We start from the raw sequence: 16,692 nt of genomic DNA, 5'->3' as shown, positions 1-16,692 counted from the left end.
CGGCCGATGACCGCTCCTACGCTGAGATCCGTAGTGCCACGAACCTTGTAGGAGCGGCCAGTGGCCGCGAAAAGAGCGCCGCGGTATCAGATGCATCGGGGGGGCCTTTCGCTGCCGATGACCGCTCCTACGGTGAGATCCGCAGTGCCACGAACCCCGTAGGAGCGGCCGGTGGCCGCGAAAAGAGCGCCGCGCAGTCACGGGTGCAACGTCACTTGCGCAGCAACCGCAGCCCGTTGAACACCACCAACAGGCTTACGCCCATGTCGGCAAACACTGCCATCCACAGCGTTGCCATACCGGCCACGGTCATCAGCAGAAACACTGCCTTGATCGCCAGGGCCAGTACGATGTTCTGCAGCAACACGGCGCGGGTCTGCCTCGACAGCCGAATGAACGCCGGTATCTTGCGCAGATCATCGTCCATCAAGGCGACATCGGCGGTTTCGATCGCAGTGTCGGTGCCCGCTGCCGCCATGGCGAAACCGATTTCGGCCCGCGCCAGCGCCGGTGCATCGTTGATGCCGTCACCGACCATGCCAACCCGATGTCCTTGGGCGTACAGCTGCTCCACGGCCTTGAGCTTGTCGGCGGGCAACAGATCGCCAATGGCCTGATCGATACCCACTTGAGCGGCAATCGCCTTGGCGGTGTGCGGGTTGTCTCCGGTCAGCATCACGGTCTTTATGCCCAACGCATGCAACTGTGCAATGGCCTCGCGGCTGGTCTGCTTCACCGTATCGGCCACCGCGAACAACGCCACCGGCCCCTGCGGGCCCAGCAATACCACGACCGATTTACCTTCGCGCTCCAGCTGATCGAGTTGCGCTTCCAGCGCCGGGGAGCACTGACCCAGCTCTTCCACCAAGCGATGGTTGCCCAGGTGATAGGTCTGCCCTTCCACCTGGCCCTTGATGCCTCGCCCAGGCAAGGCCTCAAAGTTGTCCAAGGCCAGGGCCGCCTCATTTGCGTCAGCAGCAATCGCTCGCGACACAGGATGGTCCGAACGTCCCGCCAACGCCTGGGCAATCGCCTGTGCCCGGCCTTCGAAGGCGGAATCGAGCAGCGCGTAATCGGTCTGCACCGGCTTGCCATGGGTCAGCGTGCCGGTCTTGTCCAGCGCCAGATAGTCCAGTTTGTGACCACCTTCCAGGTACACGCCGCCCTTGACCAGGATGCCTTTGCGCGCAGCCGCAGCCAGCGCACTGACGATGGTAACCGGGGTAGAAATGACCAGCGCGCAGGGACAGGCGACCACCAGCAGTACCAGCGCACGGTAGATCCAGTCGAACCAGGCGCCGAAACCTACCAGCGGCGGTACCACAGCGATCAGCAGAGCCAGGGCAAACACCACCGGCGTATAGATCCGTGAAAAGTTATCCACAAAGCGCTGAGTGGGTGCCCGCGCGCCCTGCGCCTGCTCGACCGCATGGATGATACGCGCCAGTGTCGACTGGCCAGCCGCGGCAGTGACCTGAAACTCCAGCGAACCCGCCTGATTGATGGTGCCGGCGAACACCTTGTCGCCCACACCCTTCTCCACCGGCAGGCTTTCACCGGTAATGGGCGCCTGATCGATGCTGGATTGACCGGAAATCACTTCACCATCAAGACCGATGCGTTCCCCTGGACGCACACGCACGATGGCCTCCAGCGCGACGGTCTTGACGTCCTGTTCCAACCATTGGCCATCGGCCTGGCGCACGGTGGCCGTGTCCGGCGTGAGGCGCATCAGACCGCCAATCGCATTGCGGGCCCGATCCAGGGACTTGGCCTCGATCAATTCGGCCACGGTGAACAGGAACATCACCATCGCCGCTTCCGGCCACTGGCCGATCAGCACCGCACCGGTCACCGCGATGCTCATCAACGCGTTGATATTGAGGTTGCCGTTCTTCAGCGCGATCCAGCCCTTGCTGTACGTGGTCAGGCCACAACTGGCGATCGATACCAGCGCCAGCAATGCCACGACCCAAGTCGGCGCCGCCTGGGTGAAATGGACCACTTCGGCCGCGACCGCCGTCACGCCTGACAGCGCCAGCGGCCACCAGGGCTTGCGCGGCGTCGGCAGCGCACTGGCGGCAGGCTCGTCTCCATTGATGGGTTCGGCATGCATGCCCAACGATTTGATGGCGCTCTCGATCGCCTGGGTATCGGGCAGCGAATGGCGCACGCCAAGCACGCGGTTGATCAGATTGAAATCCAGCTGCTGCACACCGGCCAACTTGGCCAGCTTGTTCTGGATCAATGTCTGCTCGGTCGGACAGTCCATGGCTTCGATGCGGAACTGGCTCAACCGTGCATCCTGGCTGTCCCCGGGCGCGAGCTGGACGGTCGAGGGCGCCGTTGCCTTGCCGGCGCAGCAATGGCTGGCGGGTGCAGGGCCGTGCTCGTGCTCGTGCTCGTGCTCGTGCTTATGATCGTGGGCATGGCCGGAGGTGGGGTGGCTCATTGGTCGCAATTCCCTGAAGTGCAGGTTGCCAAGTGAACACCCTGTAGCCACTATAGGGTCAAGCACCTTTTTGCAGGTCATCAGCATGAAAATCGGGGAACTGGCGAAAATTACCGACTGCCAGGTCGAAACCATCCGCTACTACGAACGTGAAAGCCTGTTGCCGCCCCCTGCTCGCAGCGACGGCAACTATCGCCTCTACACCCAGGCTCACGTCGAACGGCTGACGTTCATCCGCAACTGTCGCATCCTGGACATGACTCTCGACGAAATCCGCAACTTGTTGACGCTGCGCGACAGCCCCCAGGATCAATGCCAGAGCGTCAACAACCTGATCGATGAACATATCCATCATGTCAAGGCGCGCATCGATGGCTTGGTGGCTTTGCAGGACCAACTCGTCGCGCTGCGTCAGAAATGCCACGGCGGCACTGCCGAAGAACACTGCGCAATCCTTCAGCGCCTGGAAATCAGCGGCGCCGTCACCGTTCCCGATGCCGAACACTCCCATGTAGGCCGCAGCCACGGGCATTGAACGACTGAACACAGCCTGTGGGAGCGGGCTCTGCCCGCAAAAAGAGCACTGCGTTTCGTCAGCCATACCGCGGCGCGGCCTTCGCGGGCAGAGCCCGCTCCCACAAGAGATTACACAACCTCGTAGGAGCGGTCCGAGACCGCGAAACAGGCGCGGCGGTTCATCGGATACACGCCCCCATTCGAATCCTGTGAGAAGCGTGAATAGTATATGACTCATTAAATTTGACATGAACCATATACAGCTCATACTCAACCCATGCTAACCACACTTCTGCAACAGATCCGCAACCGCCGCCAACAACTGGGCCTTCAGATCCAGGACATGCCCTTGCGCACAGGCCTCACCCGCCAGCAATACGGAAAAATCGAGAAAGACGGCAACCCGCGCCTCAACACCCTCGACCTGATTGCCGAAGGCCTGGACGCCAGCATGGTCCTAGTACCCAAGGATCAACTCAAGCTGATCGAAAAGATCCTGGCAGGGGCACCGGTGTACTTCGAGGACGATCGCCCTGTGGATAACTATCCGGAAAACCCTTGGGACGATCTGCCATGAGCATCGAGACCGTAGCGGCCTTGAAGCTGACGCTGCATTCGCAACTAGTCGGTTATGTCACCGGCCATTCGAATGGCAAGAATGTACTTACCTTGGCGCCGGATTACATCGATGATCCACACCGCCGCACGCTGACCTTATCTCACCTCAATCCGGGCATATTCAGGCGTCAACTGGCAAACAAACACCCCTACATCACCCATCACCGGCTGCACCCGGTGTTGAGCAATCTACTTCCGGAAGGCGAGCTGCGTGGCCTGGTTGCGCAAGCCATGAAAGTGCATCCAGACAGCGAATTTCCCTTATTGAGCTGGCTCGGTCAGGACTTGCCGGGTGCATTGGTCGCCACTCCCGTATCTGCCGAACACATACCCGCCTATGCGCTGGGCAACCACGGCAAGATCACTCCAGTATCCATCGACACACCCGACCATCGCTCGCATTTCTCGCTGGCCGGCGTACAGATGAAATTCTCCATGCACGACCGGGATGGTCGTTACATAACCGCAGACCCCACGGCGCCGGGAGACTGGATCATCAAGACGCCTTCCACCGTTCATCCATTCGTGCCGCTCAACGAATACACCTGCATGAAACTGGCACAACTGGCAGGCGTCGACATTCCTGAAATACGCCTGGTCGGCATGGACATGATCGACAGCCTGCCCGCAATCAACCTACCCGACGAGCAATGGGCCTATGGCATTCGTCGTTATGATCGGCTTGCTGGAGGTCAGCGCGTTCATTCAGAAGACTTCGCCCAGGTGCTTTACGCCTACGCACACGATAAATACCGCAGCGGCCGTTATGAACAGATCGCCAAATTGCTCTACACCCAGACCCGCCATGGCCAACGGGATGTCACGCAAATGGCTGTGCGTTTGCTGGTCAATGTGCTCCTGGCCAACGGCGATGCGCATCTGAAGAACTGGAGCCTGATCTATCCGGACACTTTCAGCGCAGAACTGTCCCCGGCTTACGACATCGTCGCGACCAAGGTATTTATTCCCGGCGAGAGCCAGTTTGCGTTGAACATGGCCGATACCAAAGCCTGGTATGACGTCTCGCTCGAACACTTCAAACGATGGGCCGAGACCTCTGGAATACCTTGGCGACCCGTGCTCGTTCATCTACGAGAAACACTGGACGCAGCACGAACGCTGTGGCCTGAGGCCCTAGCGGCCAGCGTCATGAAGCCAAACCAGCAAGCGATCCTGCGCCAACATTGGCAACAGCTGCATGCGGACTTTCGGATCTCTTAACTGAATCAGCGAGCAAGGTTTTGAAACAATCCTGGTTTCGCTATTGCAAAGCCTGCCTATAGGTTCGTTGCACATGTCCAACAAAAAGAACCTGTCATGAATCGCACCGCAACCCCCTTTCAAATATCAGATCTGCGCACTGAACCTGGTTTTCTTGCCATCGTGGGCGAGCGGCTGTGGCAAGCCTGGTGGAAGGAAGACGGCCAAACCTTGGAAGATGTGCTGACGCTTCTGGAAGACAGCCTGCGTTCCAAGCCCATTCCCACCACTTTGGTCGCTCATGCAGGTGAGCGGTTCATGGGCACGGTATCGCTGATCGTTTCGGACATGGATGAACGAGTGCAGTATTCGCCCTGGCTGGCGGCGCTGTGGGTGGAGGCCGAGAGCCGCAATGAGGGCGTCGGCGCGGCATTACTCACAGCCGGAATGCAGAAAGCGAAAGCTGAGGGTGTCGAGCGGGTCTATCTATGTGCTGTCGAGGAAAAGTCGGCGTACTACGGGCGGCTTGGCTGGGAGCAGATCGAGACTGACGTTGGGGGGATGAATATCTTCATGAAAATGTCGAAGGAGTAAGGTCGGAAAGTCTGTAGGGCTGGCATATGCCAGACTTCGATGTTGTTACCTGACCAGAAAGCTCGCCGCCCCGTCTTGAAAACCGTAAAGACCCTTGCGAAGACACGCAACTCTATCCATTCATCACCTAATCCGACGAAAAACCTGCGTTTGTGAAGGAAATGGCGCAAGGCATCCTAAAGCATAGGTTTCGGAAATGCCTTACGTGATAATAGGAATCATTACGTTTTATCGAGTTGCTTTACGCTATACGCTTTGATCTTCATTTCAAGGATGTGAGGGTGCCCATGACGTCGGCTCGAATCGGAACGCAACAAGCCGTTCTATCCCGCTGGATAAAAGCCTTAGATACGGAAGCTTTTAAACGTCGAGGTATAGGTCTCAGTGATCTAGTAAATGCGGCGCCCATCGCCTTGGAACATTCTTGCCAACGCTTGATCCAGGCGATGTTTCGGGAAAAACTTCTGGATTCTTCAGCGCTTAGTGCCTGTGCGGATGGAACCACATGCTTGGCTATCTCAGGGCGTGGTCGTATACGCTTTGACTCACTCAAGTCAGGGCCCATGGGGAGCTGGACGATAACAGGGAAGGTTTCGGTCGAAAACGTACAAGGCGTGGTAAAACCTGTCGAACTACCCTCCGATCTTCTGGAACTAATATACGATCATCTTACGGTGCATAACAGTAACTGCACCTTCGCAAGGATTGAGTCCGAAATCAACGATAGCTTTGCGAATGATATTTTGTGCATAGCATTCCAACGCCGTTGGGCATCACAACTTAGCAATATCGCCAAGCATGATGGCTATAGAAACACGCTGGACTGGCTCCACTCAAATCCTCAAAACTCGAATCCTACAGCCTTACTGGAGCAATGGGGTACCCTCGGACATCCTTGGCATCCAAATTACAAAACCAAGCTGGGTTTGGACATCTCTCAGATCATCGACTTTTCCCCAGAGTTCGAAGCTAGACTTCCGGTGATGCTGGCTGCGTTGCGCACTGACGTGTGTTACATAGAGTCAATGGATCCTGTTGAGAGCCATACAAAGTGGTGGCAACAACGTTTTCCAAAAGCGGCTGAAGAGTGGAAGCAAGCCCTTATAAAAATTAAACTAAAGCCCGATGATTACACGCCCATTCCGGTTCACCCCTGGCAAGCGACTACGGAACTCCCGAATTTATTTCCTGATGAAATTCGTCAGCATATGCTGGTGATTACCGATGTGACAGCGTTTACGGGCCATCCAACGATGTCATTCAGAACCGTAATACCAGATGGCAGGAGGAAAGCCCCATTAGTAAAACTTCCAGTCTCGCTAAGGCTGACCAGTGTGCAGAGAACAATCTCACCCCGCTCTGTACGGATGGGACCACGAGTAAGCAGACTATTACAAGAAATGCACGAAATTGAGCCGACCCTTATCCACTACCTGAAGATCATTCCAGAGCGCGTGGGCATCCAATATGAACCAGCACAATCGGATGACGATCGCGCGCGGCATATAGCAGCCATATTCAGAGACAATCCTGCAGATCTGGTTGATGACGGCGAACTGGCGATCCCGGTGGGCAGCCTATTTGCAATGGACGCGTCTGGCAGGCCGTTATTGGAACAGTGGATTGAGTTACGCTACAACTCCAATGAGCCTGACGCCGCTTTGAAATTCTACAAAGAATACATTTCAATGGCACTCCCTGGGCTTCTGGGATTCTATCTGATTTTCGGTGTCGCGTTTGAGGCACACCAACAGAACAGCTTCGTGATATTAGGCACCGGCCAACAGCCCAGCAAGCTCCTGATCCGCGACTTTGGTGACATCCGAATAGATCGTCAGGCATTCAATAAACATGCTTTGAATATTCAACTGCATGACCCTCACATGACACTGTTCGATGATTCTAACCATGTGAGAGACAAATTCATTCACACGACCCTGATGTGCCACATTGGGGAACTCTCTCTGCTCTGCGCACGGCAGTGGCGTATTCCCCATGCTGTGCTGTGGAATGCCCTGACTAAGGAAATAGAATCTGTGTTCTACCAATTCAGGTCAAAAGTAGACGCTCAACGCTGGGAAGCAGAGCGCCAGGCTATCCTTTTTGAGGACTGGCCTGCAAAAGCATTTCTGCGCATGCGGCTGGAAGAAAGTTCGAAAGATATTGTTGAAAGGATACCCAATCCACTGCGCACGCACAGCAATGCACGCTGACCATAAAGCGATTTTTCTCCTCGTTGCGATCCAGGCACTGTCGATGGGTGCTTTGGAAATGAGTGGCCCTTTCTGGCCTTTGCATATAAAAGCTCTTCTAGGTCCAGCATCTCAGGAACACTTGGCATTCTTCACAATGGGAGTATATGCAGGCCCCTTGGTAGCGGCAATGCTGCTGAGCCCGCTATGGGCTCGCTACGGAGACCGGGTCGGGCACAAAGCGATGATCTTGCGCGCACTTCTTGCGCTGAGCATATTCCAAGGCGCAGTGGCATTTATCTCAGACCCGACAACTTTGGTCATAACTCGTAGCATCCAAGGCGGACTTGCAGGGTTCTTGGTAGCCGCACAGGCCTATGCTTTGTGTTGTTGTCACGAGTTTAACAAAGCCAAAACATTGGCTTTACTTCAATCAGCAACTGCAATCGGTTCTTTGGTTGGTCCAGTCGTAGGCGGATGGTTGATTGACAAATATGACTTCAAACACATTTGCAGTGTAGCTGCATACGTTTGCCTAGCCTGTGCAATAGGCGGCGCGTTCTTGACCAACCATCGCCCGCAGGCTTATAGGTACCGCCAACGAGGGCCTGTGATCAGGCTCGATAGAAAGTGGCTTGCTGGGTTGTTATCAGTCATGTTTTTTTTGCAAGCGGCTAAAGTAATCTCTCAGCCTTTCTACTCACTTTATGTACTGGAGGTACTGAATGCACCTGGGTGGCTTATTGGAATTACTTATGCCGCAAGCGCAGCAACCCTTGCAGTCTCCGCGCCATTATGGGGGAAACTGTTTGATCATCATTCACATAGCCAGACGCTCAGGCTGATCGAAGGTATCGCATGGCTCTGTGCACTTACTATGGCAATAACAATATTCGCACAAGGTTGGCTAAGTTTCTTGATAACACGTTTGGTTTGGGGCGTATGGCAAGGAGCTTTGCTGCCTGTCACTTACGCAATTATTGCTCAGACAATCGATTCAACCCAGCGTGGATTCGTGATGGCGCTTGGTAATAGTGCAGCCAAGGCAGGGTCGCTGTTGGGCATCGCCTTGGGCGCTTCAACGCTGGCATGGATGCCCCTCGCTCAAAGTTTTTGGATCGTGGCTGCAACCTATGTTGCAGCGGCCATAGCCATTCGGCTCATGCGCAAAAGGACTGGCGCGCCACGCAGTATCTCCTAGTTTCCAACTAAAAGGACTTTGTATGCCCTACACGATTAGACCTGTCTGGCTTTTGACGATACTGACTCTGTGCACGGACTCGCGCGCCAGTGAAATGGAAAAAGAGGCCTTCCTGAGTCTTGACGCCAGTGTGGTCTCAGCCACCAGAACACAGGCGAGCATCGCTTCGATTCCAGGCTCGATCCAAGTGATCGATGAGTACCAGATCAGACAACAGGCAGGCACCGGTCGCCGCCTTTCGGATGTGCTTGGTCAGCTTGTACCCAGCCTTTCGCCTTCTAGCGGTGGCATGAGCAATTTTGGCCAAACGCTTCGGGGAAGGAACATGTTGGTCTTGATTGACGGGGTTTCCCAGAATGCTACTAGAGACAATTTCCGACAGCTGAACAGTATTGCTCCCAACAGCATAGAGCGTATCGAAGTCATATCTGGAGCGACCAGTATCTACGGCGCAGGTGCGTCAGGTGGCATCATCAATATCATCACCAAACGCAACTCTGATGCCGATTTATTGCTGCACAGTAAAATCGGACTGACATCTCCCGATACCCTACATCGTGGAGGGCTCGCCTATGAATTCTTCCAGAGCGCAACTGGCCGGCACGGTCCGCTGGACTGGTATGGCTCTGGCAATCTCATTCAGCGCAACGATCAATACGATGCAAGCCACGCGCGTATACCTCAAGACACGTCGCAGGGTAGCAGCATGGACACTCAAACCTATGACCTGCAGACCCGGTGGGGACTTGCTTTGGGGGAAGACCGTAATCTGACCCTGTCTCTGCAGGACTATAAGGACCGTCAGGACACTGACTACACCAAAGACCCTCGAAACAAGACCCGTCCAGTAGCTGTGAAGGGGCTGTATCTGAAGGAACAGCCTTACACGCATAATCAAGCGATCAATCTGAACTACAGAGAGGGGGACTTTTACGGCCAGACAGTGCAACTCGAAACCTATTGGCGTAAGGCCGATGCGCGTTTTTTCCCCGACCGCAAACGCGGACACGCCGGCGTTGCCAGCACCACCAGCACGCAGAATGTATACGGCCTTCGCGCGGCAGTGGAAACCGAGCTTCCCGGCATCGGCGCCAGTAGCGGAGATCTTGTGTGGGGTGCGGACTATAGCAACGAACACGCACGTCAACGTGGCGACCACTACCTGGTGGATGGGCTGACCTATCGAAAAACTGGAATTCGTTACGAATTGGGGCCTGACTTGACTACTCAGACACGCGCGCTATTTGCCCAGTCCGCATGGTATTGGGGCGACTGGACGCTTCGAGGGGGCGTTAGACACGAGCGGATCAATAGCGAGATAGCGGACAGCATTGCCTATGGCGAGATCGTTCAAACCGGCCAGCGCGCTGTACTCCCCGGGGACACGCTTGATTACAACGCCACGCTCTACAATCTGGGTATGGTGTATCAGCTCACTGATCAACAGAACGTTTTTACGAATTTCAGTCAGGGATTCTCTTTGCCTGATATTCAGCGTTTCATGCGGGACGTCACCAGCAGCTTCGATATCCAAACTCTCAACGCCCAAGCCATAAAGGTCGATAGCTACGAGCTGGGCTGGCGAGGTGATTGGAGCAACTGGCAAGGCCGCGTAAGCGCTTATCAGAACACATCGGATGTTACGCAGTTCTACGATGCCCAAGCACGCGTACTGCGGCTGATCAACCAACGTGAACGTGTGCGAGGCTTTGAAATGAGTGTTGACCACTCACTCAACGAACAATGGAGAGCGGGCGGCACCTACGCCTGGACAAAAGGCGAGACATACCAGCGAGGTAAGTGGCTGGACCTTCCCGCTACCCGGATTGCACCGCCCAAAACCACCGCGTATGTCAGCTATCAATCAAGCACCTACGACCTGCGCGCCCAAGCCATGCGACTCAGCAGCTATGGCGCCGCTGCGCGAGACCACAACGGTCGCAGAACCAAGGGCTATCTGACGATGGATCTGATAGGCGGCGTTGCACTCCCGGTCGGCCGTCTGGAAGCAGGCGTTTACAACGCGACTAACACGAAATACCAGACGCTGCTTACCCAAGCCAATGCCACCGCGCCTTATGCAAATGCGCAAGGGCGAACGCTGAGCCTGGCCTATTCGGCCGATTGGTAGGGTTGGGACCTGACTTGTCGCGAACGCCGAAATTGCTGCGGTACGTCACGCCTCCTGCAGCCAAGTCTTGCCCGCCGCCAGACCGATTCCAGGGGGGTTCTCGCCTTCAGTGGAGACCGATCACACCGCCATCGGTGCAGTCAGTGGTGCGTGGTGTTCGTACCCTTCCAAGGTAAAGTCGCTGGGTTCGATCAGCTCCAGCCACTCCGGTTGGTACACCCCGGTCTTGGCAAACTCGGGCACGCGGTCGGAGATCACCAGCTTGGGCGCCGGCAGCGGCTCGCGTTTCATCTGCTCGTTGAGCATGTCCAGGTGGTTCTCGTACACATGGGCGTCGCCGATGAAGTAGGTGAACCAGCGTGGCGTGTAGCCCGTCAGGCGACCAATCAGAGACAGCAGCGCGGCGCCTTCGGTGAGGTTGAACGGCGTGCCCAGGCCCAGGTCATTGGAGCGGATGTACAACGTCAGCGAGATCTCGCGGGTTTCCGGGTTGGGGTGGAACTGGTACAGCAAGTGGCATGGTGGCAGCGCCATTTCATCGAGCTGGGCGCAGTTCCAGCCGTGGAACAGGATCCGCCGGCTGCCGGGGTCCTTGATGATGGTGTCGACGCATTGGCGAATCTGGTCGATGGCCTTGTACAGCACCACAAAGCCTTCGCCGTTTTCTTCGGCCTGGGCAATCTGCAGATATCCCTGGCTGGTGGCCAGTTCGATCGCCGCTGGGTTGCTCAGGGCGATGCGTTTGTAGGCCGGCCACTGGCGCCACTGCACGCCATAGATCTCGCCCAGGTCGTCTTCACCCTGGCGGAACGGGTTGGCCAGCCATTGAGCGTTCTCGTTGGCGTTCTGGTCCCAGACCTTGCAGCCAAGGGCGCGGAATTCGGCGGCATTGTTGACCCCGCGCAGAAAACCGACCATTTCGCCGATGGCCGACTTGAACGCCAGCCGCCGGGTAGTGATCGCCGGAAAGCCTTCCTGCAGATCGAACCGCAGCATGGCACCCGGGAAACTGATGGTGCGCACGCCGGTGCGGTTGCTTTGCAAGGTGCCGTTCTTGATGACGTGGGCGACCAGTTCCAGATATTGCTTCATGACTTACCTGCATCGTTCAGGGCGCAACCGCAGTCACGCCCAGGCAAAAAGAATCAAACGGCCGGACGTGAAGCCGCCGGCGTGCGGTGGTAGGCCCACCAGATCAACCCCAGGCCGCCCAGGATCATCGGCAGACACAGCACTTGTCCCATGGTCAGCCAGCCCCACGCCAAGTAGCCCAGCTGCGCATCGGGCACCCGGACGAATTCGACGATGAAACGGAAGATTCCGTAGAACAGCGCGAACATGCCCGATACCGCCATGGTCGGCCGCGGTTTGCGCGAGAACAGCCAGAGAATGATGAACAGCGCGACGCCTTCCAGGGCAAACTGGTAGAGCTGCGAGGGGTGACGGGGCAACTGCGCCGGATCGCTGAAAGGCGGAAAGATCATCGCCCATGGTACGTCGGTGGCCTTGCCCCACAGCTCGGCGTTGATGAAGTTGCCGATACGCCCGGCGCCCAGCCCGATCGGCACCAGCGGCGCGATGAAGTCCATCAGTTGGAAGAACGATTTGTCGTTCTTCCTGCCGAACCACCAGGTCGCCAGCATCACGCCCAGCAGCCCGCCATGGAACGACATGCCGCCCTTCCACACCTCGAATATCAAAGTCGGATTGGCGATGTATTGCTCCAGATCGTAGAACAGCACGTAGCCGAGGCGGCCGCCGACGATCACCCCCATTGCGCACCAGAACACCAGGTCCGAGAGCTTTTCCTTGGTCCAGGTCGGGTCGAAACCGTTGAGCCGGCGCGAAGCCAGCAACCAGGCGCCACCAATGCCCACCAGGTACATCAAGCCGTACCAGTGGATTTTCAGCGGTCCGATGGCCAGGGCCACCGGGTCGATCTGCGGGTAAGGCAGCATTGCGATTCCTCAGCTAAGCAAAAAACTCATGCCGACGCTGAACAGCAGCGCGGCGAACAGGCGTTTGAGCACACGTGGCGATAACTTGTGCGCCAGGCGTGCCCCGTATTTGGCGAAAAACATGCTGGTGATGGCGATGCCCGCCAAGGCCGGCAGGTAGACGAATCCGAAACTATGCGCTGGCAGCCCCGGCTCGTGCCAGCCCAGCACCATGAAACTTGTCGCGCTGAACAGGGCGATCGGCAGGCCGACCGCCGAGGACGTCGCGACGGCCTGCTGCATGGACACGCTGCGCCAGGTCAGGAACGGCACGGTCAACGAGCCGCCACCGATACCAAATATGGCCGAAGCCCAACCGATCACCGTGCCGGCCACGCCCAGCCCCAGTTTGCCGGGTACCTGACGGGTGGCCTTGGGCTTGAAGTCCAGCGCCATCTGCACGGACACCAGCACGGCGAACACGCCGATGATTTTCTGCAGGTGCGGGCCCTGGATCAGCGACGCGGTGAACGCGCCGATGCCTGCGCCTACCACGATACCCAGGGTCATCCAGCCGACCACTGGCCACTGCACCGCTTTCATCCGGTGGTGGGCACGAATGGCATTGATCGAGGTGAACACGATGGTGGCCAGCGAGGTGCCCACCGCCAGGTGCGTCAGTACCGAGGCATCGAAGCCCTGCAAGGTGAAGCTGAACACCAGCACGGGCACGATGATGATACCGCCGCCCACGCCGAACAGGCCGGCCAGCACGCCAGCGCAGGCACCGAGCAGTAGATACAGCGCGAATTCCATGGTTGCCCCCGTAAACAGTTCGGCATGGTACCGGAACCGGTGCCCCACGCTCCACCTTGCAGCGATGGATAGGCGCGCCGGGGATCGGTAGAGTGAAGCCAAACTACAAGGATTTCCACGTATGTGCCTGATCGTTTTCACCTGGCAGCCCGGTGATGCCCACCCGCTGGTGCTGGCGGGCAACCGTGACGAATTCCATGCACGGCCCACGGCGCCCCTGTCCCCGTGGCGGGAACACCCTAGCGTTCACGCCGGGCGGGATCTGGAAGCCGGCGGTACCTGGCTGGGCATCGGGCCGCAGCAACGCATCGCCGCCCTGACCAATATCCGCCGACCTGGCCAGCCGCCCGCTCGGCGCTCCAGAGGTGATCTGGTCGCAGGCTTTCTCACCGGCACGGAGTCGATCGACGATTACCTGCAGCGTGTCATGGACCGCCTGGACGAGTATGCCGGATTCAATCTGCTGCTCGGCGATGGCCAGCGCCTGTGCTACCTGCACTCGGCCGCGGGCACCCCGCAGTATCTGTCGGCGGGCACCTATGGATTGTCCAATGCCGGGCTCGATACGCCATGGCCCAAGCTGGTGAAAGCCCGTCAGGGGCTGGAAGCATTGGGCAGCCAGCCCCATGCGCTGCTGGACATGCTGGCCGACCCGGCCCAGGCGCCCGAGCATGCATTGCCCGACACCGGCGTGGGCCTGGCCACCGAGCGGTTGCTCTCGAGCGTATTCATTACCGGAGCCAGCTACGGGACGCGGGCCAGCACCGTGGTCATCGTCGATGCCGCAGGTCGTCGGGAAATGATCGAGCGCAGCTTCGGCCCACTGGGCAGCGCACTGGGCGAAGTGCACCTGCAATCGGTCTAGCCAGTTGTGCGCTAAACCGAACGGCCGATGCGTTTGCCCTGGCGCTTGCCGATGTCGCTGGCCTGGCCATCGCGCTGCTTGCCGGTGCGCGCATCGCTGATCAGGCCAGGAATCAACGCCCCTTCGGGTAGGTTCTTCCAGAAGCGGGTGGGCAGGTGGCCCTGCATGACCTTGGGGTTCAGGCGCGCAGGATTGAAGATGTGGCTGTAATAGGTCAGCCACAGCTCGCCTTGCGGGTCGTGCGCCTGCTGCGCCAGCTGTTGCCATTCCAGCGGGCACTGCCGTTCGTGGATCAACTGCACGCCGTCGTAATAGACCCCGTCCTGCGGCGTTGCGATCAGCCAGCGACTGCGCCCCATGCGGCCGATGAAATGCTCGCTGGCGATGGCCAAAATATCGTGGGCCGGTTCATGCCAGGCCACGTACTCGGGGCCCGGTGGCCCCTCGGCCGCCGCCGGCAGCTCGACGAAACGCAGGAAGGCATGCAGATGGTGGCTTTCGCGTCGCACCTGCTTGATGCGCCGGTGCAGTTCACTGCCCAGGCGATCACCCGCCAGCATGGCCGTGCGATCGCCGTGACTGACGCGCCAGAGCACCTCGTACAACAGGCTCCAGCGTTGCTCGCCGCGGTACTGCGCTGCGCTTTCCAGAAGCTCGATGAGGGCCAGGGGAATGCGCGCCTGGAATGGCCCGACTTCTGCCGGGTAGTGCTCGTCCGTGGCGAACAGGTCCGCCACGGTGTTCCAGCCCACATGACTCGGATCGATCTGATGGCTGAGCAGCCAGCGCGCCTGTTGCCGCCAGGTCGCGAACAGGTCGTCGCAATCCAGGCATATCATCCCCACAGCCCCAACTGCTGAGGTTGCGGGCGATCACGCAGCTGGTCGCGCAGCAACAGGGTGGAAATCTCGGCCTGCTGTGGGTGGTAGTCGCTGGTGATGAAGAACGGCTTGGCCTTGGCCAGCACGCAGCGCAGGCGAGTCAGGTCTTCATAGCGGATCCGTCGCTGCCGGCGTAGCTCCACCAGGCGCTTGGTGGTACGCAGGCCAATACCAGGTATGCGCGCGATCAGCGCCGGTTCGGCACGGTTCAGGTCCAACGGGAAAACGCTTCGGTTTTCCAGGGCCCAGGCCAGTTTCGGGTCGATGTCCAGCGCCAGGTCGCCCGGACCGGACAGCAATTCGTCCGCCTTGTAGCCATAGCTGCGCAGCAGGAAGTCGGCCTGGTAGAGGCGGTGCTCGCGCATCAGCGGCGGTGCTGCCAGCGGCACGCTCTTGGGGCTGTTGGGAATGGGGCTGAACGCCGAATAGTAGACCCGCTTCAGGCCGAAGTTGCCGTACAGCGACTCGGCGCTGTGCAGGATGGTGCTGTCATCGGTCTGGTCGGCACCGACGATCATCTGCGTGCTCTGCCCGGCCGGTGTGAAACGCGGCGCACGCGGCTCGTTGAGCACGGTCTGCTGACCGGTGTAGATGGTGCTCATGGCTTTCTTGATCGAAGCGACGTCTTTTTCCGGGGCCAGGGTCTGCAGGCTGGCATCGGTGGGCAGCTCGATGTTGACGCTCAAGCGATCGGCATAGCGACCGGCTTCGGCGATCAGCGCCGAGTCCGCTTCGGGAATGGTCTTGAGGTGGATGTAACCGCGAAACTGATGTTCCTCGCGCAGCAGGCGTGCGACGCGAATCAACTGCTCCATGGTGTAGTCGGCCGAGCGAATGATGCCGGAGCTCAGGAACAGTCCGCTGATGCAGTTGCGGCGATAGAAATCCACCGTCAGGCGCACCACTTCTTCGGGCGTGAAGCGCGCCCGCGGCACGTCACTGGAGCGGCGGTTGACGCAATACTGGCAATCGAACAGGCAGAAGTTGGTCAACAGGATCTTGAGCAGCGATACACAGCGGCCGTCCGGCGTGTAGCTGTGGCAGATGCCCATGCCATTGGTCGAGCCCAGCCCGCCCTTGCCTTCCGAGCTGCGCTTGGGCGCACCGCTGCTGGCGCACGAGGCATCGTACTTGGCGGCGTCGGCGAGGATGCTAAGCTTATCGATCAATTGCATGAAATTTCCCGATACTGTTTTTATGTACAGTACAGAAATACCGGGCTGCCAGCAACGCCACCGGTCGGCCAGAAGCCAGGCAATACGCGGCCTGGGCCCCGACCTTCGGTAACC

At 58.4% G+C, this 16,692-nt stretch carries 14 protein-coding genes; 8 read left to right on the top strand and 6 right to left on the bottom strand.

The genetic code is table 11. The annotated features are described in order from the left end of the window. Window positions 1–211 precede the first annotated feature (211 nt). Window positions 212–2,452: a heavy metal translocating P-type ATPase gene (locus ONG87_RS01220; RefSeq protein ID WP_264382069.1), complete on the bottom strand. Its 2,241-nt coding sequence runs from the start codon at window positions 2,450–2,452 to the stop codon at window positions 212–214. Between the two features lie 85 nt (window positions 2,453–2,537). Between ONG87_RS01220 and cadR the strand changes: the two genes are divergently transcribed. From cadR to ONG87_RS01185, 7 genes are all read left to right on the top strand, one after another. Further along, a complete protein-coding gene (gene cadR, locus ONG87_RS01215) occupies window positions 2,538–2,987 on the top strand; it encodes a Cd(II)/Pb(II)-responsive transcriptional regulator (RefSeq protein WP_264382068.1) in 450 nt (149 codons plus the stop codon). 258 nt (window positions 2,988–3,245) lie between these two features. Further along, window positions 3,246–3,545, top strand: coding sequence for a helix-turn-helix domain-containing protein (locus tag ONG87_RS01210; protein ID WP_090355550.1), 300 nt, complete (start codon window positions 3,246–3,248; stop codon window positions 3,543–3,545). Beyond that, the gene (locus ONG87_RS01205) at window positions 3,542–4,807 is read left to right on the top strand and encodes a type II toxin-antitoxin system HipA family toxin (protein WP_264382067.1); all 1,266 of its coding nucleotides are present in this window, start codon (window positions 3,542–3,544) and stop codon (window positions 4,805–4,807) included. The genes ONG87_RS01210 and ONG87_RS01205 overlap by 4 nt, the downstream gene beginning before the upstream one ends. A 96-nt stretch (window positions 4,808–4,903) precedes the next feature. Then, complete coding sequence (locus ONG87_RS01200) at window positions 4,904–5,380, top strand: GNAT family N-acetyltransferase (protein WP_185794893.1); 477 nt, start codon at window positions 4,904–4,906, stop codon at window positions 5,378–5,380. 287 nt (window positions 5,381–5,667) lie between these two features. Continuing rightward, window positions 5,668–7,593, top strand: coding sequence for an IucA/IucC family siderophore biosynthesis protein (locus ONG87_RS01195; RefSeq protein ID WP_264382066.1), 1,926 nt, complete (start codon window positions 5,668–5,670; stop codon window positions 7,591–7,593). Further along, the gene (locus ONG87_RS01190) at window positions 7,583–8,773 is read left to right on the top strand and encodes an MFS transporter (RefSeq protein WP_122480544.1); all 1,191 of its coding nucleotides are present in this window, start codon (window positions 7,583–7,585) and stop codon (window positions 8,771–8,773) included. Before ONG87_RS01195 ends, ONG87_RS01190 begins: the two co-directional genes overlap by 11 nt. A gap of 22 nt (window positions 8,774–8,795) precedes the next feature. Then, window positions 8,796–10,904, top strand: a complete 2,109-nt coding sequence (locus ONG87_RS01185; RefSeq protein WP_122480545.1) for a TonB-dependent receptor — start codon at window positions 8,796–8,798, stop codon at window positions 10,902–10,904. Between the two features lie 120 nt (window positions 10,905–11,024). Here ONG87_RS01185 and ONG87_RS01180 read toward each other — a convergent pair whose 3' ends face one another. Genes ONG87_RS01180 through ONG87_RS01170 form a run of 3 tightly spaced genes read right to left on the bottom strand, consistent with a single transcriptional unit; the run spans window position 11,025 to window position 13,657 of the window. Beyond that, on the bottom strand, window positions 11,025–11,996 hold the full coding sequence (locus ONG87_RS01180; RefSeq protein ID WP_122480546.1) for a thymidylate synthase: 972 nt from the start codon (window positions 11,994–11,996) through the stop codon (window positions 11,025–11,027). A gap of 53 nt (window positions 11,997–12,049) precedes the next feature. Next, entirely contained in the window at window positions 12,050–12,862 is an 813-nt protein-coding gene (gene lgt, locus ONG87_RS01175) for a prolipoprotein diacylglyceryl transferase (RefSeq protein WP_122480547.1), read from the bottom strand. A 9-nt stretch (window positions 12,863–12,871) separates the two neighbouring features. Next, a complete protein-coding gene (locus ONG87_RS01170) occupies window positions 12,872–13,657 on the bottom strand; it encodes a sulfite exporter TauE/SafE family protein (RefSeq protein WP_122480548.1) in 786 nt (261 codons plus the stop codon). 121 nt (window positions 13,658–13,778) lie between these two features. Between ONG87_RS01170 and ONG87_RS01165 the strand changes: the two genes are divergently transcribed. After that, complete coding sequence (locus ONG87_RS01165) at window positions 13,779–14,522, top strand: NRDE family protein (protein WP_264382065.1); 744 nt, start codon at window positions 13,779–13,781, stop codon at window positions 14,520–14,522. A gap of 11 nt (window positions 14,523–14,533) precedes the next feature. Here the strand turns inward: ONG87_RS01165 and ONG87_RS01160 are convergent, their stop codons facing one another. Then, window positions 14,534–15,361 (bottom strand): TIGR03915 family putative DNA repair protein, encoded by an 828-nt coding sequence (locus tag ONG87_RS01160; protein ID WP_192058920.1) that lies wholly within the window; start codon window positions 15,359–15,361, stop codon window positions 14,534–14,536. Then, a complete protein-coding gene (locus ONG87_RS01155) occupies window positions 15,358–16,578 on the bottom strand; it encodes a putative DNA modification/repair radical SAM protein (protein ID WP_264382064.1) in 1,221 nt (406 codons plus the stop codon). Before ONG87_RS01155 ends, ONG87_RS01160 begins: the two co-directional genes overlap by 4 nt. Window positions 16,579–16,692 lie beyond the last annotated feature (114 nt).

This window comes from Pseudomonas sp. MM227 (assembly GCF_947090715.1).
GTDB classification, from domain to species: Bacteria; Pseudomonadota; Gammaproteobacteria; order Pseudomonadales; family Pseudomonadaceae; genus Aquipseudomonas; species Aquipseudomonas baltica.
Note: the sequence above shows the minus strand (reverse complement) of the source record. Positions and strands in the feature narration are given on the sequence as shown.